The following is a 26,980-nucleotide window of genomic DNA, read 5'->3' on the forward strand; positions in this document are numbered from 1 at the left end:
TTACACCTATAACTAGGATCATCAGCTCCCAGGGTTACATTTTCAGAGTCATTTGAGCAAGTTCTTGGCCCCTTAAGACAATCGTTTAATGACTACTCCAATCTCACCTCTCTTAAAAAAGGGCGGGCTTGCCCAGGTTGATGCAGATAATGGTCAACTGCTAAGGCTGATCAATTTTCAATTTAATCCCGAAACCTTCAGTCGTTCTTTGCAAGTGCTGCGGGTGGAGTCGGGGGATAGTAATCGGGCAGAAGCACTGCGATTAAAAGGCCCTGCTGCCGAAACCATTAACTTGGAAGTTGAATTTGATACGGCGGACCAGCGTGAATTTCCGCAGCAGAACCCGGATGCGGTTGAATTTGGCCTTTATCCGCAGTTAGCGGCGCTGGAAACATTGATTTACCCCAGCACCAGTCAACTTCAGGCTAATCATCGTTTGGCTCAGGCAGGAACGTTAGAAATTACCCCAATGCAGGCCCCGTTACTGTTATTTATTTGGGGAAAACAGCGTATATTGCCCGTCAACCTCACAGAGTTTAGCGTTACCGAAGAAGCCTTTGATTCTTTCTTAAATCCGGTACGGGCCAAAGTCAGTCTGGGTATGCGGGTACTCAGCATTTTTGATATTCCCGTTGAAAGCTATGGTGGGGGACTATTTATGAGCTATCTAGAACAAAAAGAACAGTTTGCAACCAAAATACCCCGTGGCAGTTTCAATAGTTCTGGCATAGGAGGCTTGCCCTAATGAATGACATATTTCCTCCCACCAGTCGATACCATACTATTGAAACCAAGCCGCTTGAGGGTGAGACAGGCCAGTCTGTAGCGTATTTGTGTCGTCGATTTGTTCCGCCACCAGAACGATTTGCCCTATTGCAAGAACATACCGTCAGGGACGGAGAGCGACTGGATAATCTCACTGCCCAGTATCTAGGTGACCCGGAACAGTTTTGGCGAATATGTGATGCCAACGGTGCCATCCGCCCCAATGACCTGACCGCAACCACGGGGCAAACGCTGCGGATTACTCTGCCTGAAGGTATTCCAGGGGCAGCTAATGATTAGGGGTAGTCAGCACCTGCTTACCCTCATGGTGGGACCGGCTGTACCAGTACCAGTCCCACAAACTGTTTTGGATGCCTTAACAGAAGTCTCAATCAGCATTTCGGCACGCTCCGCCAGTGGATTTCAATTGAGTTTTGAAATTAGCAACAATTCCCCCTTGCAAACCCTTTTCTTGCTCTCTGGAGGAGCAACGATTCCATTGCTAAGAGTGGTGATTGTCGTCACAGTCAATGGCACACCCCAGGTACTGATTGATGGGGTAGTTAAAGAGCAGTCGATCTCACCTGGCGTTGGCAGCCAGCCAGCCACATTGACGATTATGGGCAGCGATCTCACTGAAGTGATGAACTACCCCCGGTTTAGTAATCCGCCGGGTACGCCTTTTCCAGCGATGCCGCCATTTACCCGAGTGCTGACTATCCTGGCCAAATACGCTGCCTTAGGGATTATTCCTAAAGCATTACCCAGTGTTTTGTTAGATGTGCCGCTACCAACCGACCGGGTTCCCCAACAAAAAGGTACCGATCTGGACTATATTCAACAGCTTGCCGATGAGGTGGGCTATGTGTTTTACCTTGAGCCAGGACCAGCTCCCCTGACTAGCTGTGCCTATTGGGGACCTGAAATAAAAGTGGGTCAGCCTCAACCGGCATTGAATGTAGATATGGACGCTTACACCAATGTGGAATCTCTCAGCTTTCGATTTGATGATAGTGCAAAGATGTTGCCAATTGTGACAGTTCAAAATCCCACAACAAAAGTTCCGATTCCCATCCCTATTCCTGATATTACACCATTAAATCCTCTCCTGGGGGCCGTGTCGCCTATCCCTCAACAGTTTGAGGTGATTTCTGACTCAGCTAAATATTCGCCTGTACGAGCTACCATGATGGGTCTTGCCAAGGCAGCTCGTTCTGCCGAAGCGGTAACTGGCTCGGGCAGTCTGGATGTGTTGCGCTATGGCCGCTTGCTAAAAGCAAGAGAATTGGTGGGGGTGCGGGGGGCAGGTGTGGCCTTTGATGGATTGTATTACGTTAATAATGTTACCCACACCATCACCCGTGATGCCCACAAGCAAAGTTTTGAACTCTCTCGCAATGGTTTAGTATCCACTGTTTCCCAGGTGCCTGCATAATGAATGGACAGAAGTTTTATGGTAAATATCGCGGCACGGTGGTCAATAACGTTGACCCTGAACGACGGGGACGTCTTCAAGTATCAATAACGGATTTTTCGTTGTTGCCGTCTACCACCTGGGCCTTACCCTGTTTTCCCTGGGCTGGACCGCAAATGGGGATGTATTTTATTCCGCCAATTGGGGCTGGGGTATGGATAGAGTTTGAACAGGGTGATCCGGACTATCCGATTTGGGTAGGCTGCTGGTGGGGGTCTACACCGGAGGTGCCAACCACGGCGGCGGGACAAACGACGCCTGGAACTCCAGTAGCGGTGATGCAAAGTGTCACCCAGGGAGCTGTGGTGATTAGCGATGCTCCAGTTCCTCCGATGACGGCACCGGGGGTGATGGTCAATAGCGGACCGGCTTCTTTTATTACCGTTGATGCTAGTGGCGTGACGATTACAGCACCTACCATCACGCTCAAGGCGACGACGGTGAATATTACAGGCATTACGGATATTAATGCGGGGGCTTTAAAGGTGACTTAGCAGTACAGAAAGGAGCGTATAGGGAGGAATCAAAGAACAATGCCAGGATTTATTCTGCATCAAGGAGCAACGGTGTTGTGCAGCCATGCTGGACAAGCTCAACCCACATCGGTAAACCCTCGGGTGACGGTGAGTGGTCAGCCGATTGTGACTCAGCCGACGGTCTATGGAATTGCGGGATGTACGCTGCCGCCGCCGCCAGCGGCTAATGGTCCCTGTGTGACGGCCCAGTGGGTAACCGGTTCAACTCGGGTGACGTCCATGGGTATTCCTGTGTTGTTGTTGGATAGTCAGGCAATTTGTACCCCAACAGGCACTCCCTTGATCATTGCGGCCACCCAGGGGAGGGTAAGTGCGATCTGATGGTGACAGATTTTCCCTTCCACATTGATCGGAGTCGAGGGCGCACAGCTCTGACCGATGGGTCAGGTCACATTCGTGATCTAATCGAGCAGGTGTTGTTTACAGCTCCTGGGGAACGGGTAAATCGACCGGACTTTGGGAGTGGGTTATTACAACTTGTGTTTGCCCCAAACAGTGACATTTTGTCGGCGGCAACCCAGGCCACGGTGAGGGGGGGCTTACAACGGTGGTTGGGGGATTTAATCCAGGTGGATGAGGTGATGGTGGAAAACGAAGCGTCTACCCTGCGTGTCACCGTGCGTTATTTGGTACGCCGTACCCAACAACAGCAGGTTGCACAGTTTACGCGGGAGGTGTGACATGCTGCGGTATTTCTGTTGTGATCATCGCCGTCGCGCTGCTGTTCTTGCCAGTGGTCTCAATGGCATTGATTATTTAGAGGTGCTTGATAATGATGCACCCAACAACAGTGATCGGCAGCTAATTTTATTGGTTTTTCTGTTAAAGCCGCTGGGGGCCAATGGTCTCGATGCTGACAATATTCAGATTGAGGGCGGCGAGCGAATCCGAGATATTCAGGTAACGGAGATTGTTACCGCTAATGACTCTGTAGAAATTCGACTGCGGGTTAATCAATGGGGAGATTATTCCACTTATACCCTCAAAATTGTTGAGGGTAACGAACCGCCCAACTGGCTAGATCCGATTTTGTCGGCGATTAATTTTTCGTTTAAGGTTGACTGCCCTAGCGATTTTGATTGCGAAACAGAACGAATTTGTTCTCCAGAACCAACGCCCACACCAGCCATTAATTACCTGGCCAAGGATTATGCTAGCTTTCGGCGGTTAATGTTGGATCGGTTGGCGGTGCTGATGCCCCAGGGATTTGAGCGGAATCCGGCGGATATCGGCATCGCCCTGGTGGAGCTAATGGCCTATGTGGGGGATTATCTTAGCTATGAACAGGATGCGATCGCAACCGAAGCCTATCTCGACACAGCCCGCAAACGCACCTCTGTGCGTCGCCATGCCCGCCTTGTAGATTATTTTATGCACGATGGTTGTAATGCCCGCACCTGGGTGCAGGTACAGGTCAGCGGCAACAACAGCGTTAACCTACCCCAGGGCACCCAGGTACTCACCCAGGTGCCGGGACAACCCAGGCTGATTCCACCGGGTTCCTCCCAATACAAAATAGCCCTCGGGCAACGGCCTGTTATTTTTGAAACCATGACGGAGGCCGTCCTATTTCCCACCCACAATCAATTAGAGTTTTACACCTGGGGAGATCAAGACTGTTGTTTGCCCAAGGGGAGCACCCAGGCCACCCTTAGCGATCATTATCCTAATCTGAATGCGGGCGACATTTTAATTTTTGAAGAGATACTGGGACCCCGCACGAGACACCCCGAAGATGCCGACCCCAGCCACCGTTGGGCCGTACGGTTAACCCAGGTCACCTTAATGGCAGATCCCATCGGTGGACAGTTTGCTGAGCCCCCCAACAATGAGCCGGTAAATGTCACCCAAATCACCTGGGATGATGCCGATGCGCTACCCTTTGCCCTATGTCTGTCTGCCCAGGCAGATGCCGTCCAGGGGGAACAGTTTTTAGCGAACGTTACAGTGGCTTTGGGTAATATTGTTCTCGCCGATCACGGGGCCACTATTGCTCAAGAATTTCTGGGTACCGTACCGTCGCCAACGCTGTTTAAAGTGCCCGTGGCAGCAGGCGATCGCTGTCAGCCAACGGTTCCCAATCCGGTTATTCCTAAGTTTCGCCCCGGTCTGGCAACAGGCCCCCTGACCCAGGTCACCGCCTACACATCTCCCCCATCGTCTGCCCAGGTGGCCTTCCAACGACAATTGGGAACGGCCTTACCGGCCATTACGTTGCAGAGTGAACTCAGCAGCCAACCAGCGACATGGCGACCCGTCAGAGATTTACTGAGTAGTGGTCGTCAAGATTTGAACTTTGTGGTCGAAACTGAGAATGACGGTAGTGCCAAGATCCGCTTTGGAGACGATCGCTATGGTTTACGTCCCAGCCCAGGTACCCGATTGAGTGCCACCTATCGCATTGGCAATGGTCCCGCAGGTAATATCGGAGCCGACACCTTAGCCCATGCGGTGAGCGAGCTAGGCACGATTCAACAGATTCGTAACCCATTGCCTGCCCGAGGAGGACAGGCCCCAGAAAGTCTTGAACAGGTGCGTCAAGCTGCGCCCTATGCCTTTAGGGTGCAGGAACGAGCCGTGACCCTGGCGGACTACGCTGCTGCTGCTGAACGGCACCCAGAAGTACAAAAAGCTGTGGCCACATTTCGCTGGACAGGGAGCTGGCGCACTGTGTTTGTTACCGTGGATCGTCTGGGGGGGAGATTAGTTGATGCTGAGTTTGAAACAGAGCTACGAGAGCATTTGGAACGATTTCGGATGGCGGGCTATGACCTGGAGGTGGATGGGCCGCGATTTGTCTCTTTGGAAATTGAGATGTTGGTGTGTGTGCATCACAATTATTTTCGCAGCGATGTTAAGGCAGCGGTACTACAGGTATTGAGCAATCGTAGACTGCCGGATGGTCGGTTAGGTCTCTTTCATCCCGACAATTTTACCTTTGGGCAGTCGGTGTATCTCAGTCCCATTTATGCTGCTGTACAGGCTGTTACCGGGGTGGCGTCAGCCCACATTAAAATCTTTCAGCGGCAGGGTATCCCCAGTAAAGAGGGCCTTGTCACTGGGGTGTTAGAGATGGATCGTCTGGAAATTGCCAGTCTCAACAATGATCCTGATTTCCAGGAGCAGGGAGTATTACGCTTGCAGATGGAGGCAGGGAAATGAACTCATTTTTGGCTCGGGAACTGCTGGCGTTAAATGACTGTGGCTGTTGTGATGGCATTGGCTTATATACGCCAGTAGAGGTGTTTAATCGGGCCGGGCTGAAAACTATCACCTACCGCGCTGGTGTCCATGGCCAGTTTAAGCAGAGCATGTTGGCCCAGCTATCTAGTGCGGAGCTGTCGGCCCTACAGGCGCTGACAACCCGAGATGATGATGACTTTGCGATCGCACTCCTTGACGCTTGGGCCACCGTCGCTGATGTGCTCACCTTCTACCAGGAGCGTATTGCTCAAGAATCTTATTTGCATACCGCCACCGAACGCCTATCGATTCGACACCTGGCTCGCCTGATTGGCTACCAGTTACAACCGGGTGTCGCTGCCAGCACCCAGCTGGCCTTTACCCTGGATACTGCACCCGGTTCTCCTACCCAAATTACCCTGGACGCTGGTACAAAAGTGCAGAGTATTGCCGGCAAAGATGAGCTACCCCAGCTATTCGAAACCTCAACCCCCATCGAAGCCAGAATTGCCTGGAACAGCCTGCGACCCCGATTGACCCAGCCGCAAACCAGCAGTTCTGTTAATCAGAGCGTTACCGTACAGGGAATTACCAACAGTCTCCAAAAAGGAGACAAACTCCTGATTGTCAAAGGCCCAAGCCGCAGTTTCAAAACTGTTTTTCGCGTAACCCTCGACCAGGCAGCCAATACCACTCGTCTGGATCTGATCTCGGGTGCGCCACCGGCACTGCCTGGATTTAATAATCCCACCTTTCCTCCAGGTGTGGAACCTAACCAGCAAGTTCCCCTTACCCAGGCCCAAATCGATAGTCGAATCATTAGCAAAAGCTGGTCCCAGGAAGATCTGTTAGCCCTGATAGAAAACCAGGGATGGTCCGTAGACAGTCTCACAGAAACAATCGTTACCCAACAAACTGCCCCCCCTCAACCGGCAGAGATTTACGTTTTTCGCCTGAGTGCGCCCGTGTTTGGCCATAATGCAGCCAAACGAATTGAATATGACGATAGTGGTGATTATTCCAAACCTGTTATCGAAAATGGCACGCTTAAGCAGATAGAATGGCAGCCTGCGGGGGAATCTGGCAGCTGGTTATTTTTAGATAATGCCTATGAAGGCATTACCCAGGGTGGCCATGTGGCCATTCGCAAAGCCCCCAGCTCTAACCCTGTTATTGCCACAATCAACCAGGTGAGTACCCTGACCCGCAGTGAGTATAATCTCAGCGGTAAAACCACTCGCCTGATTTTGGATACCGACTGGTGGAAGGCCAATTCCAATAGTTTTCACATTATCCGACGGACCCTGGTCTATGCCCAAAGCGAAGCTCTGTCATTGGCAAATTTACCAATAACAGAAGCAGTGCAAGGAGACACCATTACACTGGACAGCTTTTATCTGGGATTGCAACCAGGGCAGCCTCTTATTCTCAACGGGGAACGAGCCGATCTTCCTGGAGTGACCCACAGTGAGGTTCTTACCCTAAAAACAATTATCATTCAAAGCGGCTACACCCAAATTATCTTACAAAAAGGTCTTACCTATCCTTACCGGCGAGATACTGTCACCATCAACGCCAATGTGGCCCCGGCCACCCATGGTGAGACTGTTCAAGAGATTTTAGGCAATGGCGATGCCAGCCAGGTGTATCAAACATTTACCCTGCGACAGTCGCCACTCACCCATGTCAGCAGTGATGCCACCCCCAGTGGTGCCCTCTCCACCTTAGAGATTCGTGTAAATGATATCCGCTGGCATGAAGCGCCCATGCTCTATGGCCAAACACCTCAAGATCGCAGCTTTATCACTCGCCTCACTGAAGCGGGTAATACCCTGGTGAAATTTGGGGATGGGCACACCGGTGAGCAATTGCCTACTGGCATTAACAATATCGATGCCCGATATCGTAAGGGCCTGGGTCTGGCAGGTAATGTCAGAGCTGATCAGCTGACCAATTTAATGTCTCGTCCCCTGGGACTGAAAGCTGTCACTAATCCCCTACCCGCTACCGGTGGGGACAATGGCGAGAGTTTGGCCAACGCCCGCGACAATGCGCCATTGACCGTACTCACCCTTGATCGGGTGGTGTCGCTACAGGACTTTGAAGACTTTTCTAGAGCCTTTGGGGGCATTGCCAAGGCCCTGGCCACCTGGACCTGGATGGGCCAACATCGGGGGGTATTTGTCACGGTGGCCGGTCCCAACGGAGAAGCCATTGAAGCTGAGCTGATTGCTAAACTGCTAAAACAATTGCAGAAGTCTGGCGATCCCCATGTGCCAATACAGGTCCAGTCTTATCGAGCGGCCAAATTTACGCTGGCAGGCAAGATTCAAATCAATCCTGATTTTCAGGCTGATAGCGTACTGGATGCCGTAAAACAGGCTATGCGCAGGGCATTCTCCTTTGAAGCCCGTGCTTTTGGGCAAGGGGTGGCCCTGAGTGAGGTTTTGGCGGTGATGCAACGTGTGACTGGTGTGGTGCATGTGGACCTGGATTTACTCAGACGCTATGGTTTGTTGCTGATCAACGGTCTGAAAAGGCCACTACCGGCAGCCGTACCTCAGCACAATGGTTCTAACTTGCTGGCGGCAGAACTGTTGACCTTAGATCCAGCGGCACTCGATCAATTGGGGGTACTGTCATGACGTTTGATGCAGAAACCCTTTACAAACTGTTGCCTGCCATTTATCGCATCCGTGATGTCGATCAGGGAGAACCCCTGAAGGCGTTGGTTCAGGTATTGGCAAGGGAAGTAGCCGTTCTAGAAACGGATTTGGAACAGCTTTATGATGACCAGTTTATTGAAACCTGTGCCGAGTGGGTGGTGCCCTACATTGGCGATCTGATTGGGAATCGTCCCCTTTATACGAATCTGCCTGAATTCCCCAGTAATCGTGATCAAGTAGCAAATACCATCGGCTATCGCCGTCGTAAGGGTACGGCGGCCATGTTAGAACAACTGGCTCGAGATGTAACAGGGTGGCCAGCTCGGGTGGTGGAGTTCTTTGAGCTGTTGTCAACCACTCAGTCCATGAACCATGTCCGACAGCACAATCTTGTTACCCCCGATTTACGTCGCTGGCAGGCATTGACCTATCTTGGCACTCCCTTTGAAACAACGCCCCACCTGGCCGAAATGCGACGGATTGCCTCCCAACGGGGACGGTATAACATTCCCAATATTGGCCTACATTTGTGGCGGTTACAGCCCTACAGCCTCAGTCTCTTTCTGAGTGCTGCTCGACCCGTAGGCCCCCTAGCCGATGGCCGCTACCGGTTCCATCCGGTGGGGCTAGATGCCCCCCTGTTTAACCCGCCTTTACCAGAAATTTTGTTTACCCTGGCTGCCCCGATTAATGTGCCAGATCCCTTGCCTCGTCGTGTGCTCTATGAGGAGCTGGAGGCCTGGCGACAGGCCATTGCCAATGGACAATCGTTTCAACCTGAGTACTTTGCTACGGGTGATTCCAGTCAGACTGGGGCTCGACAGCCGGTATTTGAGGTTGTTGTTGTGGACAATGGTGTAGAAACATCCATTCCCCCTGAAGAAATTCTCATCTGTAATCTGGCTGATTGGCGACGTCCACCCACAACACAATCTTATCAGCCCTCTGATCCAGACCAGGCTCCCGTCTCGTTGCCAATTCAAGTGGCTGTGGATCCACTGCTCGGGCGCATCTCTTTCCCACCAGAGGTAGTGCCGGAACAGGTTAATGTCGGCTACACCTATGGCTTTAGTCACGATGTGGGTGGGGGTCCCTACGACCGTGGAGACTCCGTTTTACCCCTGTTGGAGCGTCCGGTCACCTGGCAGCGGGGGGTGAGTCTCGCTGCTGACCCTGCCGATGCCGATGTCGTACCGACCTTAAGTGAGGCTATTAACCAGTGGAATGCTCGGCCCCCTGGCAGCTTTGGTGTTATTGCCATTATCGACAGCCAAACCTATGGAGAAGACTTTCCCACCATTAATATTCCTGAAGGGAGTCAGTTGTTAATCGTAGCAGCAGACTGGCCCCTGGTGCCCATACCGGATTCACCATTACTGCAGCGCCAGCTGGGAGACTTAGCACCAGAATTCTTGCGTCCCCATTTACAGGGTGACCTGACAATAGCGGGAACTGCTCCCGACGGTAACGACAGCCCCGGCGAGTTGTTTTTGAATGGTCTTTGGATAGAAGGTTCACTTACGGTGCAGCCAGGTAATGTGAATCGAGTTCAATTAGATCACTGTACCCTTGTTCCCTTTACTAACACTGAACCGGTACCCCGTAGTCTGGCTGTTCAGGCAAATAATTCGTTGCTGACCGTCCAACTGGACCACACCATTACAGGCCCTGTCACTATTGCTGAAACGATTGAAGACTTAAGGGTGGTAACCAGTTTGGTGGATGGAGGAGGAGATGTTGCGATCGCAGCCCCTGACACCCCCACCCATATCCAAACCAGTACCCTTTTAGGCACCACCACGGTACGCAGTCTGGAAGCCAGTAACAGCATCTTTACCCACACAGTTACCGTCCAGCGCCGTCAGGTTGGCTGTGTTCGATTCTCATCACTACCGCTCAATTCACAAGCCCCACGTCGTTACCAATGTCAGCCCAATTTAGCCCTGGCCGCCCTGGCCACACAACTCAACCTGCCAGCCATCGAAGACCCCGATCAGCAAGCCCAGATAGAACGCCGTCTATCCCCCCAATTTACTTCGCGACGCTATGGCGACCCGGCCTATGGTCAACTAAGTCAGCGCTGTGCAGAGGCAATTCGTCGGGGAGCCGATGACGAAGCCGAAATGGGAGTATTTCATGATCTCTATCAACCCCAACGAGAGACCAATTTACGAGTACGCTTGGACGAATATCTACGCTTCAGCCTAGAAGCCGGCATTTTTTACATCACCTAGTGATTGTCTAGTACCTAGCGATGGATTTAACAGGAGGCCTCCATGAAGGGAGATTTTAGTCGAGATACCTTCGATAGCACCAAGCACTACAATATGGTGCTGTTGCAGATGGGGCGCTTGTTGTTAGACTCAGACTGGGTCGAACAACAACAGATCCATCAACATCGGATTGAAACCGAAGCCCGCGATGTGATTGGTCCATGTGGGGCTCCTAAAGACGATCCAGGGTTTGGCATTGAAGCCGTCGACAATGACTTTACCATCGGTGCTGGCCGCTTTTACGTTAACGGTATTCTCTGCATTAATGAGACCGATGTCGCCTACAGTCAACAACTCGATTTACCCAATCCTGCCGATTTAAGTAGCCTGTTTGCTGAGGCCGGTACCACTAACGCCATTATTTATCTGGATGTTTGGAAACATCATATTCTGCCCATTGACGATCCCCAGATTCGTGAAGTGGCGCTGGGTGGACCCAGTACCGCAACAAGGCTAAAAACCCTATGGCAAGTTAAAGTCTTGCCCATTACCGAGCCGGTCAATCAGCTCAGCTGCGACGGTGATCTCTCCGAATGGGATGATCTGATCGCCCCCAGCACTGGCATGTTAAATGCCCGCACAGCTGCCGCCGAGGCCACGGACAATCCCTGTCTAATTCCTCCCGGTGCGGGCTACCTGAGGTTAGAAAATCAGCTATACCGGGTGGAAATTCATGCCGGTGGCGATGGCGACACTGCCACTTTCAAGTGGTCACGGGACAATGGTTCTGTGGTCACAGCCATCAACGGTATGGATGGCCAGGAAATCACCGTGGCTGATCTGGGCCCCGACGATGTGCTGGGGTTTGCCAAAGGCCAGTGGGTCGAAATCATAGACGATGCCCTTGAGCTGAATGGCCAACCAGGGGAATTGTTACAGATTGACGACTTTACCAATGATGCTGCCGGTCGTCCTGTGATTGTGCTGGCCTCAGCGCCTACCCCCTTAGCCGCTGAGTTTCCCAATGGCATCAATCCTGATTACCATCCGAAGCTGCGTCGCTGGGATGGAGCAGCAACCGGTGGACTGCCAGTCTCAGCAGACTGGACATCCTTAGAAGGCGGTATTCAAGTTCTGTTTTCCGAGGGTACCTATAAAACCGGTGATTATTGGCTAATTCCAGCCCGTACCGCCACGGGCCAGATTGAATGGCCGGTGACCGATACCCCTGTGCCTACACCCATTCCCCAGCTGCCATTGGGCATCGACCACCAATACTGTCGGTTGGCCATCGCTCAGTTTTTAACCAATGCCGATGGCAATGGCGAGCTGGAAGTTCTGGAGATTTGCGATCATAGCTTTTGTCCCCTGACCGAACTAGACCCTGGAGAATCCTGCTGCACCGTTGTAGTACAACCGGGAGAAAGTATTCAAGCAGCCCTAGATTCACTCCCACCCCAGGGAGGATGTGTTTGCCTCAAAACGGGGACCCATACTATCCAACAAGCGATTTGGATCAGACGATCCAACGTTGTTCTTAAAGGAGAGAGTCCTGGCACTCGCGTGGTCCGCAACAATGGGCTCAACCTATTGCGAATTCAGCGCCTTCGCAATCAACAGGTGGTCAATGTCGTCGTCCATCAAATTCGATTTGAAGCCGCCGGTATAGACCCTGAACCTTCAAATTTGTTGGATCTAACCGTGGCGGTCATTAGTAACGGCCTCAATGTGCAAGTAGACCATTGTCAGTTTGAGGTAGAGCTAGCCCAGGATACCGACAACACTGGTTCAAACCTACCCATGGGACCTGCCTTGGGATTTGCTGTGGTCAACAGTGAACAAATTACCCTACGGGATAATGTCTTCCGTCTGATGTTCACGGGGATCTGGGCAGAAGCGATCGCAACCTGCAATTTTTCCAATAATCAGTTTATCGGCCCCACAGCCCAAATTGATGACTTTACCTACCCGGTGGGGCTCATCTGCATTTTGTTAAACCTACTGACCTCGGAGAATGTGTTACTAGGTGACAACTGTCAAATCACAGATAATTTAATTCAGGATAGTTTTATCGGCATTGTTACGGGCGTTCACAGTGACTACTGTCATATTATTAACAACCAGATTCGTCGTCCGGCAATTCGACAGCTACCCATCGAAGAATTTGACAATCAATATTTAGCAGGGAGCGATCCCTATCTCTATGGGATTATCACCTACGGTAATCACTGCATGATTGCAAATAACACCATCAATCTAGACTCTCCTTCCTGGGGAGGGATTCGAGTCTTTGGAACCCACACCCGAGTGGAAGACAACACTATAATTTCCAATTTGGATCGAGGGCTTCAGATCGGCAACACCCAGCTACCCCTATCAATTTTCTTAGGAGAAGTTGCCGAGAACGATGATGCCCCCCTGCCTGTCCTGGAACTCAATGCCAGCGTTGTAAAAGGGAACAAAATCACAGGAGTTCTCACGGGTATTGGCGCAGCTAATGTGGAAGGGATTGAAATTTCAGCAAATCAAATGACAGTGTCGGGGAATTTCTCCGCAGCTGTTCCCATGGGAGTGGCGCTGGCCAATACCCAGCGGACCGTGGTTCAAAATAATCACATTAGTGGTGCTGAATTTGGTGTTTTTCTGTTGGGCACACCTCCCATCCAAGGTGTAGGTAATCGCGTACTTGACAACCACATTAGCGATGGCACCTACGGTATTGGTGCAGTCTCAGAAACAGCCCTGGAGATTTCTGGCAACCAAATTGATAATATGACGGTGGCAGGTATTGCGGCTAGCAATTTGATTGAACAGGCTTACTTAGCCAACAACCGTTTAGATCATTGTGGCTATCGACCACCCACATCTAACGCCACCAGTATTGCGGCAACAACCGCTGTGGGTGCTGGTATTTTTATTATCTCAGTGCTAGGAGACCTGACTCTACAGTCTTCTCAGATTATCAATACAGGCATCTCACGCCAGGGAGAAGTAGCCGCGACAGCGGCATTCTGGGGCATTGCAATTGGCCTGGTGTTATCTTGCGATATCACTCAAAACCATGTGTTTTACAGTGATACAGAGGCTGTAGCTCAGATGAACCTGATCCCCACCCATCGGTCGCTGTTGCTATTGGGATGGTTTGCCCCAACGAATGTTGATGTTCGTTTTCCTCAAGTCGGCAATGCCATGGTCAATGATAATATTTTTCAAGGGATTGGCTTACCCCATCTTGTCGAGTTTTTGCGCAATCCGAATGAGCCCCGGGTGGGCTTTGAACAGGTTAGTTTTAGTCAGAACCAATGTTTCCATTTGCGATCGCAAACCTCTCAGCCCCCTACAGACTTTATTACTAGCCGCCAAGGCAATGCGACCGTGGTGACCTGGGGACGACACTTGGTGGTGATGGGTAATCAGGTCAAGGCTGCGGATAATCCCAATTTCCCTTCCATGGATCTATCAAATCCAGAGAGGATTACTGTAATGGGTAATATTGCCAGCGGATCAATTATTAACTTTGGTTCTGGGGTTACCCCGCCGAACCCCGGTGACTTTAATGTTTATTCATAGCCAGGAGGTTTTATGGAAATCAAACGTATCGAAGACATATTGTCAGCGCAGCAAAAATTTGCGCAGCAACTCCAGCAGCAAATGCAGCAATTTAGCCAACAAACAAGCCCTGGCAGCTTTACCCTAGCCGACAAAAAACGTCAGCTACAACAATATGAGCAGCGTTTAAATACTACAAAGAAAGCCAGAGAGGCTTCGATTTCACGGTTTGATACTGATATTCGCCGTTACGATCAGGAAATAGAACGTCTAAAACGTGAAATTCAAGCAAATGACACTGGCGTGCGCCGTAAACAGCAAGGTTGATGACAACATCGTTTCACATTTTTGTTAATTTATGCCTTTAGGAAAGTTGGAGTAGAGTCAGCCAATACCGTCACCAGTCTTTGGGCAGAAACCTTTACACAGGCCTATCAAGATCTCCATAGCCCAGAGAACCTTCGCACATGCTGCGCTAAAAACTATTCCAATGAGGAAGCAATTAGCATTTTATCGCCTGATCAGTATGCTTGCATTATCGCCTACCGAGAAGCTGCACCTGTAGGTTACTACATCCTGAACTATCAGCAGTGCCCAAAAGATTACCTAACAGTAGCTACCAGCCCTACAACACATTAATCAGATGTAATGATTCTATTGTGCCAGCGATAATTCTGGCATTAGCACTCTTTCTTGTTTGCAAACTGTTGCCAGGTGCTAAATTGTCCTCAACAAGTGTTGAAACGTCTTAAAAATTAGATTTATATTCCTTAAAAAATGGCCTAAATCGCTCAGCTACGATGAAAAATGCCCAAAATTTAAATACATATCTATTCATAGTCTAAAACTGATTTATCGATCACTACATTCCTTACAAAACAGCTATTTCTGCCATTATTTGTCAGTCCAATAAGACTATAAATTGTTACAAAACACTTCCATGGGCAAGGGCTTTTTTATGGTTTTTGCCATGACATAAGAAAGCTCTCATATGGCTTTCATAGGATACTTACCTACAGGTGAGACCCTTAAACAATAGTTAACCTATTCTTAATGCTTATCCGATGCTCACCATATGCAATGTGATGCTAAAAGCCCTTTATTGCTATGGTCAGGCTGCAATAAGTCTGTAGTAGCAGCCAGTGTTAAAAGCTGCCACAATAGTTAAGGGAAATTTAAGCGAAGTTAAACATGATAGTTAATTACAGCATAACTTCTGACTTCTGACACCTGATTCCCCACCCAGCCAAAATTTCCCAACTTAAATGCTCTACCCTACTAATATTTTTTATCTACAACTCTTCCATGATCACAAAAAGAAAGAACTTTCTAGGCTCTCTTTATATACAGTTTAGGGGGAATTTGCCCTTAATCGGATTAATCGCAGCTATTTCAACTATTTTCTTAGGCAAGGTAGTATTTATTCATCTCTGGTATGACGTTCCCATCGATCAGCTCACCAGGGATATAATTGCTGTCGGTCGCATTCCTGTCTATGCAGGATTTCTTTCTCAAATAGGTCTCTTCTGCTGGGCTGCCGCAGCAATGCTCTGTTTTTTTAGCGCTAGCGTTATTGAAAACAATGGCAATCACCACAAGATCAAGCAGTTTTTGTTGGCTTCGACGTTGCTAACCTTAATCCTCGGTTTTGATGACGCCTTCTTACTCCATGAAAAAGTTCTGCCCAAACTGGGCATACCAGAAGGTGTCACCTATGCAAGCTATGGTGGGTTACTACTTTTTTACTTGCTTAGATTTCACCAACTTATTCTTAAAACAGATTATATATTTATAGCTCTTGCACTCGTTTTCTTTGGTCTTTCATACACATTAGATTTTGCATTAGCCATAGTGTATCCTGCCGCTCCCATCCCACTCCTGACATCAGGTCGAATCTCGTATCTGCTTGAAGATGGTGCAAAATTTATCGGTATTATCAGCTGGCTTGTTTATTGCTTCCAAATTGGCAAATACTCAATTAGAGTCAGTGCAGCCAAACCAAACATTGAGCTGCCCTACTATTCTGATGGAATTGCAAAACAGCAGATAATACACAAAGGTCTCCATATTGGTCAAGATCGTTAACGATGGCACTTTAAACGCATCACCTAACTGCCACGGAGTGTTGCTACTATCATGACCATCATGCGCGTCGGATTTGAATCCTCATCTAGTTGAATAACTCATCGGGTATTTGCCACGGGCTGCGCTGTGCCGCAGTGATGACAGTAGGGTAAATACTTGTATGTGGGCTGGTGACAGTGATTGCACTCCTGGTGCTGATGATAGCCACAGTGTGGACAATGGCTGTCATGGGCCTGTAGCTTTTTGGCGCACTTAATACAGCGTGACTTTTGTATACGCCCTGCAGCTTGGAGTTTAGGGTTAAAGATAAACCGTTGAGCGAACTTAATCATGCCAAAGCCTAGCAGCGGAATCAGCAAAATGTAAATATAGCTGACCAAAAACAGAAGTCTGCCAAATAGGACGGTGACAATATTAAATACAGCGGTAAACAAGACTCCCATTTGCATAAACTCAAACGCTTTGAGAATCAATGGGATAAAAAAGATGACCAGGAGATGCCAGCTAATCAGGGCAATGAGGCCATAGCGTTTACGCTGAGCGATGGTGTAACCGCCAAAAGCCACCAAAATCAGCGGCACAAGGAAAATCGCCTGAAAAGCTAGCTGAATACTGGGATACCAGAAACTAGCTCGGTCATACCCTTGCTCAATGGTTTGAAATGCAGAATCTTGGTTGAGCAGGGTGAGAAAGGCTGCACTTTCTGAGCTGGACAGGAGCTCATCCTTAAGGGTTGTAATTTCCGCTTTGAGGGCCGTAATCTGAGCCTCATTCTCTGTTAGTGTCGCCTTGGCCTGGGCGGCACTGGTTAGATTAATGGACTGATCACGGGGTTGTTCTGCAATTTCTTCTAGGAGCGTAGAGTCATACTGCTGGCGAATGGTGCGATTTGTATTTTCTAGGGTTGCGATCGCATCTTCCTTCCCATTCAACTGCTCCAATCGGTTAGTATTACTGGGTTGTTTAATGGCATCCTTAGTATCCGCGTACTGTAAACAGACACTGTTTATTTCACCCAAACGATCAACAGCCGTCCACCCATACTGCTGCTTCAAGCCAACATTGTTTTCATCAGCTGCCCATCGGACCAGATTAAAGTCTTTATCCTCAGCAGTCTGATCACGATAGCTATCCCACTCGGCATAGCAAGGATAGACTTCAGAAGGAGCCATGTACCACTGACCAATATCGTTTAAGCCCATAAACACATTGGTCAAAATAAAAATATCAATCAGGATAATGACCACTAAACTAACTTTGTTCAGCGGTTCATTATTGATAGTTCGAGAGCGATGAAAGAACCGTCGCAGGGAACGACATAATCTATAAAACATAAAACTAATTGAGCAAAAGCCCCGCAAAGATAATGTGTGTCTGTGCGCCCATTGTGCCACCGTGGGCAATGCATCCTCCATGAGTATCTTGCACCCCCCTGAATCAATCACGCTGCCAGAGACATAGGGTGAAGTTCATCGAAGTAATACGAAGTAAAAGCTACAAGGCTTAGCATACAGGCTGTATAAGTTCTGTGAATAGACAGAATAGCAGGCTAAAACCGTGGTTAAGATCGGGAAGAGTTCTTTGCTCAATCACGCTGAAACTCATTAACCAATCATAGCTTCGAGATAAATGACAGATCTAATGACAGGAACAGGAAGTTGTCTTTGCGGTGCCATACACTTCACCGCAAAGACTATCCATAAAAATATGGGTGCCTGCCACTGCCACATGTGCAGAAAATGGAACGGTGGGCCTCTTATGGCCGTCAGCTGCGGTACAGAGGTTGCATTTGAAGGAGCGGAGAATATATCGGTCTTTGACTCATCGGAATGGGCCGAGCGCGGCTTTTGCAAAAAATGTGGTAGCCATCTTTTTTACAGACTCAAAGGCAACAACGAATATAGTATGTTAGTTGGGCTATTCGATGATGATAGTCAGTTTATCTTTGAGCATCAAGTATTTATTGACAAAAAACCTGAATTTTACGACTTCTCAAATAAGACTGAAAATATGACAGAGGCTGAAGTGTTTGCAAAATATGCACCACCTTCGGCATAAGACTGCTTTAGGGGATGCATCACATAGCAAAATAAATCTTGCACGGGTGATGGTTAACAGCTCACAACAACAGGATCTGATTAAGCTTAAAGCAATAAAACTCAGCTGCATGGCTCACCATGGCCCACCTCATGCGGTGATTATGTTCAAAGTTCAGCCTATATAATATCGATGCTGAAATTATCGGTTCAGCTTTCCTGAAAAATTGAGCATAATACTTAAACATGGATATTGAATTTGGTAATCTCGACAACCTAGATACCAATGGCACTGGCTGGTTTATTGGGTTTAGTGATTGGACCAAGGCAGATCCTGCTAAGGATGTTAATCTACGCTTCACCCCCCATGGTCAAGGATTTTCAAATTTATCTGCAAAGTGGATGCATCATCTTGTCGGAGAAACGAAAGGGTTGAACAAACCCATTAGCTATGGTCGTACCATAACTATGCTAATGAGTGACAGCGGCGGTTTTCGGATAGAGTTCTCAAGCCGTCCTGACTTTAAGGCTCCTGACACGCACAACTATTTGCTTGAAAAACGAGGAGATTTTATTGCCTGGGGTGCAAATGTGTATCATCAAGCATTTGTCGAGCGTGAAAGCACAACGCTGACCATACGGTGGGAGCCGTCAAAAAAATTACCACACTAGACTCACCATAGATTTTATTTACGAATAGTTCTGGTCAAGAATCTGTTTGCTAGGCTTTTGATTAGCCTTCGCACTAACTGGATTATTGGTTTAGTTCCTGGGTCATGCAGCCAATCAACACAGCGCGATTAACAATTCGCGAGTTCATCTTTGCTGATGCTGATGCCTTTATCAGCTTTATGACAGATCCTGAGTCGACAAAATTTCTGACGTTTACAGACGAACAAACCACCAGGGAGGGTGCTAAACGTCTGATTGAGTTTACGATTGCGTCCTATGGTTCTGAGCAACCGATGCTTGCATTTGCGGTTGAAGAAAAGAACAGCAAACGGTTTGTGGGTTTTTGTGGGTTGAATCCCCATGATGATGAAGCAGTGGAGGTTATGTATGCTGTGATGCCAGCGGCGAGGGGACAGGGGTATGGGACGGAGATTGCGATCGCAATCTCCCACCATGCTCTTAACGACCTTGGTTATCACCGCGTAGTAGCTCCGATTGCCCCAGAAAATAAGTATTCGCAGATTGTTGTAAGAAAGGCTGGTTTTGAAGATTGTGGGGTAGTGAGACAGGCAAACTTTCCGGAGCTGGTGCGACAATTTGTACTGCAGAAGGAGAGGATAAACGATGCGGATTGAAGCTTGCCAGGGGGTAAGTGATGGTTTTGGCTATGAATGGCTAGGGGAATGATTCAATAGTTCATAGTGATGGGAATTGATAAGTAGCGATAGGGCTGCTCAGGGCTTTCCTCCCTGAAACCCTCCTATTCGTGGGGGCCTAAACTCCCCCCACCCCCCGACAGGGTAATCGTTTGTAGCAAATATTCTGGTGAGGGGTGAGCTACGTCAAGGTTAGGGTAAGAGCTAAACTAACTCATCCGATATTTTTATCCTTCTCAACACTGTAGAACTTAAGCGCTACAGTTTTGGAAGCAAATTATTTATACTCTTTTTGAGTTTTCAATCTGTTATTGATTTTGCAATTTTTTTTGAGTGATGACTTTTCTCGGTTGTGACTTTTTCAACTACGTCTAGAAAGCCTTCAATCACTGGTGATATATGCCGTCGTCGCCAGGCAACGGCTAGTTGGAGTTGGAGGAAGTTGCCGATGAGGGGGCAATAAGAGATACCGGATAAACCTGCTTTTTGAAGGCTTTCGGGGACGAATGTGATGCCGGTACCAGCAGCGACTAGGCCCAGTCGGGTTTGATATTTGCTATCTTCATAAACAATATTGGGGGCAAATCCGGCGTCTTTGCAGAGGGCTAACATTTGATCATACAGCACGGGTCCTTCATGGCGTGGGTGGACAATAAATGATTCGGTGGCAAGGGATTGTAGCGATAGTTGTTTTTTCTCGGCTAGTGCATGGCTATCAGGTAGAGCCAGCACTAGTTTTTCTCCTTGTAGTGGATAGAGGTTGAGAAATGAATCTTCTACCGGTGGATGTAAAAAACCGATGTCAATAGTTTCTTTTCTGAGACTGTTCACCTGGTCAAGGGTGCAAATTTCGTTCATGGCTAGTTTGACATCGGGATGGCGATCGCGAAAATGTCGCAAAATTTCTGGCAGCACTGTATGCATGGAGGAGGCTGTAAAGGCAATCCGTAACGAGCCAATTTCTCCTCGATCGATGCGCTGGGCTAGTTGGATGGCTGAGTCTAACTGCTGTAGTCCTTTGCGAACTTCGATTAAAAATGCAGCCCCTGCTTCGGTTAGCTCTACCATGCGTTTTGTGCGGTGGAGCAGCGTTACACCCAGTTCTGCTTCTAGCCTGTGAATCTGTCTGCTAAGGGCAGGCTGGGTAATCTGTAAGCGAGCAGCGGCGCGACCAAAATGGAGTTCTTCTGCAACGGTTACGAAGTACTGAAAGGCGTGAAGTTTCATAGTAATAACTTTATGTTATTAATGCTGTCCTAAAAAGCATTGGACAGTATTATTCTCGCCTGTTTATGTTGGGATACATAGGCTGTTTCTACAAAATTTATGTGAGTCCTGTCTGGACGTTACGAGAGGTGACACATGATGGCACGTCCAAGATGGATTTCAGGATTAGTTCTCTTTTTGATGACGGTGGGGGTTGCGATCTCAATTACCCACCTATCTCCCTCTGGAATATCATCAGAGTCTAGTGTTAACCACAGTCTTGCGTCTGATCGGGTAACACCAGAGGTTGTCTACGCACCAGATTCAACAGACGCTGCTTCAGTACGGTTTCCAGCTGATTATCAACAGCAGTTTGTTCAGTATGCGATCGTGGACTGTCCCAATAGCAACATTATCCGACAGATGTACGTAAATCGTCCATCTCTTGAGGCCCTTGAAACCAGTGAAACAGTCTCCAGTGGCACAGTGATTGTGATGGAAACTCACTCAGCACGTCAGGGAAGTAATGGCCATCTGACACCGACTCAACTAAACAATGTGTTTATTCGAAAAAAGCGTAGTGGGTGGCAGGTCAATGCTGACAGTGGCGAGTGGCAATCGGCCTGGTACAGCCCATCTGGAAGATTAGTTTCCAGTAGTCAAGGGTCTTGTATTGGTTGCCATACGATGGTGCGCGATCGTGACTATTTATTTACGTTACCGGCATTGCTCACAGCGGCAAAAACACAACAGGTGCAGCACCAGATAACAGAGTTTGGCACTTCTGTTTGTCGATAAAAATCATTTAACGATACCAAAGGAAGTCTATGAGACGTCTCATTTCCCTAGTTTTAGGAGGAATTATAATGACGGGTTTAACAACTACGGGGGCCGTTATAGATAGCCCAGCGGCTGAGCCTGTAGCAGCTGAGGCTGCTGAGCCTCAAGTAGATGATGACTTGCGATCGCTATCGACTCGCTTTGACAGTCCACAGGCACTTCAAGGCTGGCAAGAATTCCAAGTTGAGGGCTGGGTGCCTAAGTGGGAGCCTCCTAGCATCGAAAATGGCAGCTTAGTGCTGCGACCCAGATCCTCTGGCTGGTTTGAAGATAATACAGCAGGGCATCTTTATCGTCAGGTTACCGGAGACTTTATCATTACCACTCGTATCAGGGTAAAAGGCACTCAAAGTACTATGCCTCAGCGATCGTTCTCGTTAGCGGGGCTATTCATTCGAACACCGCGAGCTATCACACCAGCAAACTGGGAACCCAATCAAGAAAACTGGCTATTCTTTAGTGCTGGCACAGCCTTCCCAGCAGGTGAACCGCAGTTTGAAATAAAATCGACCTACAACAGTCTTTCGACTTTAAAGATTTCTGACGCACCAGAGGGCTGGATTCGATTACGAGTTGGGCGTTCTGGTGAACTCTTTACATTGTTGTATCAGGCCGAAAACTCTACAGAATGGCAAGTTCTTGACCAGTTTATTCGCCCCGACTTGCCTGAAACGCTCAACGTCGGCCTAACAGCCTATGCAGACTGGGATTCACTAGCTCCCGATTATCCCAACTACCAGCAATACAATGAGCAGGGCTCAGCTACTCAAAATGCGGACCTGGTGGCCTATGTCGAGTCGATTGATTTTCGTCGACCCAGCACACCGCGCTTCCCGCTCGCAACACTTGATCCAAGGGTTTCTTTTAATCCTCAACTTTCGGAGACGAGGCTAAGAGAACTGATGAGTAATTAGTCCTGATGGCACTTTTGATTCTTAATAATGTCTAATTTAAAGCGAGTTGCTACCGTTTTGATAGGGCTTGCCACTGCTGTGATGTTTGCCTATATCCAGCTCGTCAATGCCCAAATACCCCCAAATTTTCAGGGCCGATACATTGCAGCGATATCTGATGGAGATATGCGGGCCTATGCTTACATTGACGGGCAGCTTGGCGATCCACGCGGTCCTGATCAGCTTTCATTGGTAACATTACCATTGCCTGCTACACCCGCCCTAACTAGCTCAATTGAAGTCTCCAATTCTGTTATTAACCCTGTTTACAGTTTGGTGGCTTCTCAAGATAGCAATACTATCTTTGTTGCTGAAACCAAAGAGCAACGCGAACCAGAAGATCAGCTAATCAGCGATCTGGATCTGGGTACAACGTTACGGGCAGTTGATGTATCTGATCGGGCAAACCCGAGAGTCATTGCGTCAGTGGAGGTAGGTATTGATCCTCAAGGTGTTTCCCTAGATGCTAGCGGCACAACATTAGCCTTGGCAACTAAGGACCCAGATGCACCGCTGACGTTTGTCACCTTTACCAATGGTCGCTTTGGTGAACCGGTCCAACTGCCGATGCGGAGCTTCTCGCCAGTGGCAGAACTGCCAGACGGTGGGATGCTACCCCACCATGTAGAGTGGCACCCTACAGCAGATGTTATTGCTGTCAATGCTAATTTTCGTGGCCAGGTTCAGTTTTCTCGGGTTGTTCGTGATGCCAATGGCAATGTCAGCGATGTGGTGCCCTGGGGTAACCGTGTTGTCACCTCTAAATGGCCAATGTCTGGAAAGTTTTCTCCCGATGGTCGTTTTTATGTGACCAATGATTTGCAGTGGGGGCCAGATGTGAGGGGATTTTATGTCAATGCACCACCATCACAGCTGACAGTCATTGAATTAGCACCGTTGGATCAGATTGATGCAGCCCAACATTTTGTTGTGGCCGGAGTTTCTCTGCCAAGACATGCTGAAAGCATTGCCTTCTCAAACGACGGCACGCTGATTGCGACGAGTAATATCGGCCAGACATGGCTTTCTCCAGATGAGCCAGGGTATAGCCAGTCCTCACTTTCCTTAATCCAGTTCGATCCGATCACAGGTCAAATGGCCAAGACTGGTGACTGGACCTTTGACGGTATTCTTCCAGAAGGCATTGCATTTGATGCGTCTGATCAATATATTGTTGCAGGGGTGTTTGAATACGAGACACCAGAACCACGACGCGGAGCCCTGGAGTTTTGGCGGGTGGTTGATGGGACAAATTTGGAACAAACAGATTACAGGATTGATACTGGACCTGGCGCTCACTCACTGATTGTGGTTAACTGATAGGCATACGCTGGGTTGCAAGAAGTATTCTTATCGGCCTTAGAACCCGCGCTGCGCTATCTGACAAATCGGTATGAACCTTCAACCTATCGAAGATTTTCATCTTGAGAAATGTGCTGCTTTATTTGCTGCAGTCTTCAACAGCCCACCTTGGAACGAAACGTGGAGTCAGGAAATAGCTCTGGGTAGATTGCAGGACTGTTATAGTATGCCAGGGTCTTATGGAATTGTTGCGATCAAAAAGGACAGAATTCTAGGGTTTGCCATCGGCCACACTGAAACATGGTACGAAGGCAAACATTTTTTTCTAAAAGAAATGTGTATCCAATCCACTCAGCAACGAAGTGGAATTGGCACAAAGATAATCGATATGCTTTACCAACAGCTGATAAACCAGGGTGTAAGCATAATTTATTTATTGACCATGAGAGATAGCCCAGCAGCAGCCTTCTATGAAAAGTGTGGATTCTCACATCACTCTAAAATGATTATGATGACCAAAAAATGAAAGTCTTCAAACTTCAGCTACATGTCCCAAACTAACCAGATAAACTCTTCGTTATTGTTGAGTTTTTAAGGCATTAAATATCCCCACAATTAACAGCACAGCTCCAAGGGCAAGGAGAATTGCTGTTGTTGGGATTACAAGTCGCAGCATTCTATAGTTTTTTGAATAAACGTTAAATAAACATCCAGATATTCAAAAGATTTGCTACCAATTCCTGGCTGTTTGAGCCACTGACATCTGTAGCCTTAACTTGCTTCGCCCTGATCTTTGAACTCCAGCAGCCATCGGCGAAATCTAAAAGAATATGCAGCAAAATGAGGACAAACTGGGTGCGTAAAACATACTGGTGAGCTGTAAGCGCAGTCTATGGAAACATCTCCATGCCTCCATAGACTGCCAACGTTACGGTTTGCTAAGGTCTATTCCATGAAATTCAAGCAGCTTATTCTTTTAGGACCTCCTGGTGTAGGGGTTAAGGAACAGGCAAACACACTGTCCAATCGCTGGCATATTCCCCATGTGTCCATGGGGCAGCTCATCCATGGGGCTATTGCTAAACAGTCGGCCATCGGTCTGGAGATACAGTCTTACGTTGAAGCGGGTGAGCTAGTCCCCGATGCTTTAGCAATAAAGTTGCTGCGAAAGCGGTTTGAGCAGCCGGATGTGATGCTACAGGGGTGGGTGTTGGATGGGTTTCCCCGCACCCTGGTTCAGGCCCAAGGGCTGAATGAATGGTTGTTAAAGGTAGGTCAACCTGTAGCAAAGGTGGCCTACTTAAAGACCATGACGGGGCTATTGATTAACCGATTATCTTCTACAGAGAATCATGAGCCGATCCCAGCTATCCGTCACCGGTTAGCCCATCATCAACAAGAGACTGCGCCCGTACTGGAGTATTATCGGCAGCAAGAGCAATTAACAACTGTTAATGCTAGCCTCTCGTTTGCAGAAATAACCCAGGCATTGGCTGAGCTATTTGCAGAAGAAGCAGGGGCAGCCCGCTTTATTCAGGATGAATCAGAACTGAATTCTCTTCTGGAACAAGAACCTCTGCTGGTGGTGGATTGCATGGCGTCCTGGTGTGGCTCTTGCAAACTGATAACGCCCCTAATTGATCAGCTGGCCAAGACCTATAAAGACCGTGTCAATGTGATGAAAATAGATTTTGATGTCAATAAGCAGGTACCCAAACGGTTTGGGCTCAAAGGCATGCCAGCGGTTATGTTTTTTAAGAGTGGTGAACTGGTGGAGACACTGACAGGCGTAAAACCTTACCAGGCCTATAATGCTGCGCTAAGTCGCTGTTTGGAATAAGATGGCTAGGGGCCAATGAGATGGCTAGGGGCCAATGAGATGGCTAGGGGCCAATGAAATGGCTAGGGGCCAATGAAATGGCTAGGGGCCAATGAAATGGCTAAAGCCACAGATTCATTCATTAAGTATGGTGTCAGGGAAACAGGCAAGTTAACTGAACCTTAGGAGGGTTTGTTATGACAATTTCCATGTATCAAGCCTCGGTGCCGTTATTAATCCGCGCCCTTAAGAACATGGTTGTCATTCTCAAAAAGGGTGAAGACTACGCAGAGGCCAAAAATATCGATCCGACGGCTTTGCTCAATAGCCGCTTATACCCCGATATGTTTCCCTTTGTTCGACAGGTTCAGGTTGTCTCAGATCTGGCCAGACGAGGTGTGGCCAGGCTTGCAGGTGTTGAGGTGATTGCCATGGAAGACACAGAGACCACGTTCCCTGAACTGATCGAGCGTATGCATCAGTCCGTGGCTTACATAGAAACCTTTACCCCTGAACAAATTAACAACACAGAAGAGACAATCCTCACGTTGCCCATTGGTGAAGGTCAAACTATGGATTTCAGAGGATGGGAGTTTCTGTCATTTTTTGTTTTGCCCAATGTTTATTTTCATGTGACAACGGCTTACGATATTCTTCGACACAATGGCGTCGAGATTGGTAAACGAGACTATTTGGGCCGACCATAATCAGCCTCACGCCAGCCAGTATAATTTTTAAATTAGTACCCTACTCAGCCTCAACCACCTTTACTTCATAGCGCTTATACGCATTAGCCAACTCTTCAATCACATGAATCGGGCGCACCTCACCTGGCAACAAGGCGGCATCGCCAAAGTTCATATCCCGCTCAGGCAGGTCCAATTCCACCTCAATCTCAGGCTGATCCAGGGGGGCAGGCTAGCCCACCTGGATCAGTTCTTCAATGGCATCGTCAAAGCAATCGTAGTCGATATAGTTTTTGCCCCGTGATAGGCGATCTTGGGCCTGTTTCCGTTATGAAAGGT

The 26,980-nt window shown here is 48.5% G+C and carries 25 protein-coding genes; 22 read left to right on the forward strand and 3 right to left on the reverse strand.

What is annotated here, in order from left to right; translation table 11 throughout:
* Positions 1 to 88: 88 nt before the first annotated feature.
* The 13 genes from U2F10_RS12810 to U2F10_RS12870 all read left to right on the forward strand — a co-directional run bounded on the left by U2F10_RS12810 (position 89) and on the right by U2F10_RS12870 (position 16,471).
* The gene (locus tag U2F10_RS12810) at positions 89 to 745 is read left to right on the forward strand and encodes a CIS tube protein (protein WP_499062339.1); all 657 of its coding nucleotides are present in this window, start codon (positions 89 to 91) and stop codon (positions 743 to 745) included.
* Positions 745 to 1,065, forward strand: a complete 321-nt coding sequence (locus U2F10_RS12815) for a LysM domain-containing protein (protein WP_499872318.1) — start codon at positions 745 to 747, stop codon at positions 1,063 to 1,065. Before U2F10_RS12810 ends, U2F10_RS12815 begins: the two co-directional genes overlap by 1 nt.
* Entirely contained in the window at positions 1,058 to 2,200 is a 1,143-nt protein-coding gene (locus U2F10_RS12820; protein ID WP_499872320.1) for a hypothetical protein, read from the forward strand. The genes U2F10_RS12815 and U2F10_RS12820 overlap by 8 nt, the downstream gene beginning before the upstream one ends.
* Positions 2,200 to 2,733 carry a phage baseplate assembly protein V gene (locus U2F10_RS12825; protein WP_163668115.1) on the forward strand — a complete coding sequence of 178 codons (534 nt, stop codon included), beginning with the start codon at positions 2,200 to 2,202 and terminating at the stop codon, positions 2,731 to 2,733. The genes U2F10_RS12820 and U2F10_RS12825 overlap by 1 nt, the downstream gene beginning before the upstream one ends.
* Before the next feature lie 39 nt (positions 2,734 to 2,772).
* On the forward strand, positions 2,773 to 3,096 hold the full coding sequence (locus U2F10_RS12830) for a PAAR-like protein (protein WP_163668113.1): 324 nt from the start codon (positions 2,773 to 2,775) through the stop codon (positions 3,094 to 3,096).
* Complete coding sequence (locus U2F10_RS12835; RefSeq protein ID WP_006514835.1) at positions 3,096 to 3,455, forward strand: GPW/gp25 family protein; 360 nt, start codon at positions 3,096 to 3,098, stop codon at positions 3,453 to 3,455. Before U2F10_RS12830 ends, U2F10_RS12835 begins: the two co-directional genes overlap by 1 nt.
* 1 nt (position 3,456) lies before the next feature.
* Positions 3,457 to 5,937 carry a putative baseplate assembly protein gene (locus tag U2F10_RS12840; RefSeq protein ID WP_499872322.1) on the forward strand — a complete coding sequence of 827 codons (2,481 nt, stop codon included), beginning with the start codon at positions 3,457 to 3,459 and terminating at the stop codon, positions 5,935 to 5,937.
* Positions 5,934 to 8,603, forward strand: a complete 2,670-nt coding sequence (locus U2F10_RS12845) for a putative baseplate assembly protein (RefSeq protein WP_499872324.1) — start codon at positions 5,934 to 5,936, stop codon at positions 8,601 to 8,603. The genes U2F10_RS12840 and U2F10_RS12845 overlap by 4 nt, the downstream gene beginning before the upstream one ends.
* A complete protein-coding gene (locus tag U2F10_RS12850; RefSeq protein WP_499872326.1) occupies positions 8,600 to 10,858 on the forward strand; it encodes a hypothetical protein in 2,259 nt (752 codons plus the stop codon). The genes U2F10_RS12845 and U2F10_RS12850 overlap by 4 nt, the downstream gene beginning before the upstream one ends.
* Positions 10,859 to 10,900: 42 nt before the next feature.
* Positions 10,901 to 14,407: a DUF6519 domain-containing protein gene (locus U2F10_RS12855; RefSeq protein WP_499872327.1), complete on the forward strand. Its 3,507-nt coding sequence runs from the start codon at positions 10,901 to 10,903 to the stop codon at positions 14,405 to 14,407.
* A gap of 12 nt (positions 14,408 to 14,419) precedes the next feature.
* Positions 14,420 to 14,713, forward strand: a complete 294-nt coding sequence (locus U2F10_RS12860; RefSeq protein WP_163668103.1) for a hypothetical protein — start codon at positions 14,420 to 14,422, stop codon at positions 14,711 to 14,713.
* 21 nt (positions 14,714 to 14,734) lie between these two features.
* Entirely contained in the window at positions 14,735 to 15,025 is a 291-nt protein-coding gene (locus U2F10_RS12865) for a hypothetical protein (protein WP_499062333.1), read from the forward strand.
* Between the two features lie 666 nt (positions 15,026 to 15,691).
* Positions 15,692 to 16,471: a DUF8692 domain-containing protein gene (locus U2F10_RS12870; RefSeq protein ID WP_163668099.1), complete on the forward strand. Its 780-nt coding sequence runs from the start codon at positions 15,692 to 15,694 to the stop codon at positions 16,469 to 16,471.
* A 98-nt stretch (positions 16,472 to 16,569) separates the two neighbouring features.
* Here the strand turns inward: U2F10_RS12870 and U2F10_RS12875 are convergent, their stop codons facing one another.
* A complete protein-coding gene (locus tag U2F10_RS12875) occupies positions 16,570 to 17,805 on the reverse strand; it encodes a hypothetical protein (RefSeq protein WP_499872329.1) in 1,236 nt (411 codons plus the stop codon).
* A gap of 295 nt (positions 17,806 to 18,100) precedes the next feature.
* On the opposite strand from U2F10_RS12875, the gene U2F10_RS12880 reads away from it, so the two are divergent.
* From U2F10_RS12880 to U2F10_RS12890, 3 genes are all read left to right on the forward strand, one after another.
* Positions 18,101 to 18,529, forward strand: coding sequence for a GFA family protein (locus U2F10_RS12880; protein ID WP_163700271.1), 429 nt, complete (start codon positions 18,101 to 18,103; stop codon positions 18,527 to 18,529).
* Between the two features lie 224 nt (positions 18,530 to 18,753).
* Positions 18,754 to 19,179 carry a hypothetical protein gene (locus U2F10_RS12885; RefSeq protein ID WP_499866825.1) on the forward strand — a complete coding sequence of 142 codons (426 nt, stop codon included), beginning with the start codon at positions 18,754 to 18,756 and terminating at the stop codon, positions 19,177 to 19,179.
* Between the two features lie 104 nt (positions 19,180 to 19,283).
* A complete protein-coding gene (locus U2F10_RS12890) occupies positions 19,284 to 19,814 on the forward strand; it encodes a GNAT family N-acetyltransferase (protein ID WP_163700265.1) in 531 nt (176 codons plus the stop codon).
* 321 nt (positions 19,815 to 20,135) lie between these two features.
* Here U2F10_RS12890 and U2F10_RS12895 read toward each other — a convergent pair whose 3' ends face one another.
* A complete protein-coding gene (locus tag U2F10_RS12895; protein ID WP_163700263.1) occupies positions 20,136 to 21,062 on the reverse strand; it encodes a LysR family transcriptional regulator in 927 nt (308 codons plus the stop codon).
* A gap of 135 nt (positions 21,063 to 21,197) precedes the next feature.
* On the opposite strand from U2F10_RS12895, the gene U2F10_RS12900 reads away from it, so the two are divergent.
* The 6 genes from U2F10_RS12900 to U2F10_RS12925 all read left to right on the forward strand — a co-directional run bounded on the left by U2F10_RS12900 (position 21,198) and on the right by U2F10_RS12925 (position 26,662).
* Complete coding sequence (locus tag U2F10_RS12900) at positions 21,198 to 21,839, forward strand: cytochrome P460 family protein (protein ID WP_163700260.1); 642 nt, start codon at positions 21,198 to 21,200, stop codon at positions 21,837 to 21,839.
* A gap of 68 nt (positions 21,840 to 21,907) precedes the next feature.
* Entirely contained in the window at positions 21,908 to 22,795 is an 888-nt protein-coding gene (locus tag U2F10_RS12905) for a DUF1349 domain-containing protein (protein WP_499866826.1), read from the forward strand.
* A gap of 27 nt (positions 22,796 to 22,822) precedes the next feature.
* Positions 22,823 to 24,154, forward strand: a complete 1,332-nt coding sequence (locus U2F10_RS12910) for a YncE family protein (protein WP_163700255.1) — start codon at positions 22,823 to 22,825, stop codon at positions 24,152 to 24,154.
* A 73-nt stretch (positions 24,155 to 24,227) separates the two neighbouring features.
* Positions 24,228 to 24,662 carry a GNAT family N-acetyltransferase gene (locus U2F10_RS12915; RefSeq protein WP_163700251.1) on the forward strand — a complete coding sequence of 145 codons (435 nt, stop codon included), beginning with the start codon at positions 24,228 to 24,230 and terminating at the stop codon, positions 24,660 to 24,662.
* 426 nt (positions 24,663 to 25,088) lie between these two features.
* Positions 25,089 to 25,976, forward strand: a complete 888-nt coding sequence (locus tag U2F10_RS12920; protein ID WP_163668089.1) for a nucleoside monophosphate kinase — start codon at positions 25,089 to 25,091, stop codon at positions 25,974 to 25,976.
* 176 nt (positions 25,977 to 26,152) lie between these two features.
* The gene (locus U2F10_RS12925) at positions 26,153 to 26,662 is read left to right on the forward strand and encodes a DUF1993 domain-containing protein (protein ID WP_163668087.1); all 510 of its coding nucleotides are present in this window, start codon (positions 26,153 to 26,155) and stop codon (positions 26,660 to 26,662) included.
* Positions 26,663 to 26,702: 40 nt separating this feature from the next.
* Here the strand turns inward: U2F10_RS12925 and U2F10_RS12930 are convergent, their stop codons facing one another.
* The gene (locus tag U2F10_RS12930; RefSeq protein ID WP_499062329.1) at positions 26,703 to 26,843 is read right to left on the reverse strand and encodes a hypothetical protein; all 141 of its coding nucleotides are present in this window, start codon (positions 26,841 to 26,843) and stop codon (positions 26,703 to 26,705) included.
* Between the last annotated feature and the right edge of the window lie 137 nt (positions 26,844 to 26,980).

The sequence above is a fragment of the Leptothoe sp. EHU-05/26/07-4 genome (assembly GCF_043421015.1).
Taxonomy (GTDB): domain Bacteria; phylum Cyanobacteriota; class Cyanobacteriia; order Phormidesmidales; family Phormidesmidaceae; genus Leptothoe; species Leptothoe turfae.